A 2,179-nucleotide genomic window follows, 5' to 3' on the forward strand; every position below is an offset into this window, starting at 1 on the left:
GCCTGGAGGCCCGCGCCCGCGTGGTGGCCATGGCCACCGCCGGTGTCGAGCCGCGGATCATGGGCATCGGCCCGGTGCCGGCGACCCGCAAGGTGCTGGAGCTGGCCGGCCTGTCGCTGAACGACATGGACGTGATCGAGCTGAACGAAGCCTTCGCCTCCCAGGGCCTTGCGGTCCTGCGCGAGCTGGGCCTGGCGGACGACGACGCACGGGTGAACCCCAACGGCGGCGCCATCGCCCTCGGCCATCCGCTGGGCATGAGCGGCGCGCGCCTGGTGACCACCGCCCTGTACGAACTGGAAGAGCGCGGCGGCCGCTACGCGCTGTGCACCATGTGCATCGGCGTCGGCCAGGGCATCGCGCTGATCATCGAACGAATCTGATCCATCGGCGGGATCGAACCCGCGCCGCCAGTCGCTTTTGTGCATCGACTGACACGCAGAGCAAGGTCTCTGGCAGGGGTTCGAATCCCTCCGCGAACGGGGGCGCTATGCTGCCCCCATGACACTCGCAGCCCTCATCGGGGCTGGCGTACAAGAACAAATCGAGTGAACCCATGAACATGTACCATGATGCCGAACGTGCCCTGCTTGACCCGATGGAAACCGCCAGTGTCGACGAGCTGCGCCAGCACCAGCTGGAGCGCCTGCGCTGGAGCCTCGAGCACGCCTACGACAACGTCCCGCTGTACCAGCAGCGCTTCCGCGAGGCCGGCGTACACCCGGACGACCTGACCTCCCTCGACGATCTCGCCAAGTTCCCTTTCACCGGCAAGAACGACCTGCGCGACAACTACCCCTACGGCATGTTTGCCGTTCCGCAGAGCGAGATCGTGCGCCTGCACGCCTCCAGCGGCACCACCGGCAAGCCTACCGTGGTCGGCTACACGCAGAACGACATCGATACCTGGGCCAACGTGGTCGCCCGCTCCATCCGCGCCGCCGGCGGCCGCAAGGGTGACAAGGTGCATGTGTCCTACGGCTACGGCCTGTTCACCGGCGGGCTGGGCGCGCACTACGGCGCCGAGCGCCTGGGCTGCACGGTGATCCCGATGTCTGGCGGCCAGACCGAGAAACAGGTCCAGCTGATCCGCGACTTCCAGCCGGACATCATCATGGTCACCCCGTCCTACATGCTCAACATCGCCGACGAGATCGAGCGCCAGGGCGTCGACCCGCACAGCCTCAAGCTGCGCCTGGGCATCTTCGGCGCCGAACCCTGGACCGCCGAGCTGCGTCGCGCGGTCGAGGAACGCATGGGCATCACCGCCCTGGACATCTACGGCCTCTCGGAAATCATGGGCCCGGGCGTGGCCATGGAGTGCGCCGAGACCAAGGACGGCCCGACCGTCTGGGAAGACCACTTCTACCCCGAAATCATCGACCCGGCGACCGGCGTCGTGCTGCCCGACGGCCAATACGGCGAGCTGGTGTTCACCTCGCTGTCCAAGGAAGCGCTGCCGATGATCCGCTACCGCACTCGCGACCTGACCCGCCTGCTGCCGGGCACCGCGCGGCCGATGCGGCGCATCGACAAGATCACCGGGCGCAGCGACGACATGCTGATCATCCGCGGCGTCAACGTGTTCCCGACCCAGGTCGAGGAACAGGTGCTGAAGATCAAGCAGCTCGCCGAGTGCTACGAGATCCACCTGCACCGCAACGGCAACCTCGACTGCATCGATATCCACGTCGAACTGCGGCACGACCTGCTGGGCCTCTCGGCAGACGAGCAGAAGGCCATCGGCAGCGAGCTGGGCAAGCAGGTCAAGACCCACATCGGCGTCAGCGCCCGCGTGCTGGTGCAGCCTTCGCATAGCCTCAAGCGCTCGGAGGGCAAGGCCTGCCACGTGTACGACAATCGTCCCAAGGGTTGAGATTCGGCGCCCTCAAAAAGCCCCGCTACGGCGGGGCTTTTTTCGCTCTTCGTAGGACCGAGGGGGACGCCCAGTCCTTGCTCGCGAACCGCCCAGCTTCAGTGCCACCTGCGGCACCCTCTCCCCAACCCTGGCTGCGCGCCCCGCTCCGAAGGGAGAGGGCGTATTCGTGCCTGCTCGTCCGACGGTGCAGTCCTATCCGCTTACAGGATGCGCCATCAAACGAACTCCTTCCCCGCCGACCACACCAAACCAGCCCCCTCTCCCTTCAGGGAGAGGGTTGGGGAGAGGGAACGTCCAACT

The 2,179-nt window shown here is 66.6% G+C and carries 1 protein-coding gene and 1 pseudogene; both read left to right on the forward strand.

The genetic code is table 11. From position 1 onward, the window contains the following. Positions 1-383, forward strand: a pseudogene (locus tag ACCC94_RS29420) (3-oxoadipyl-CoA thiolase); the annotation flags it as partial. A gap of 173 nt (positions 384-556) precedes the next feature. Further along, the gene (paaK, locus tag ACCC94_RS29425) at positions 557-1,876 is read left to right on the forward strand and encodes a phenylacetate--CoA ligase PaaK (protein WP_413353116.1); all 1,320 of its coding nucleotides are present in this window, start codon (positions 557-559) and stop codon (positions 1,874-1,876) included. Positions 1,877-2,179 lie beyond the last annotated feature (303 nt).

This window comes from Pseudomonas sp. Pseusp97 (assembly GCF_047304025.1).
Taxonomy (GTDB): domain Bacteria; phylum Pseudomonadota; class Gammaproteobacteria; order Pseudomonadales; family Pseudomonadaceae; genus Pseudomonas.

Bases quoted from the DNA above. Each gene is read 5' to 3' on its own strand.
- paaK (WP_413353116.1), top strand. From the start codon at position 557: ATGAACATGTACCATGATGCCGAACGTGCCCTGCTTGACCCGATGGAA.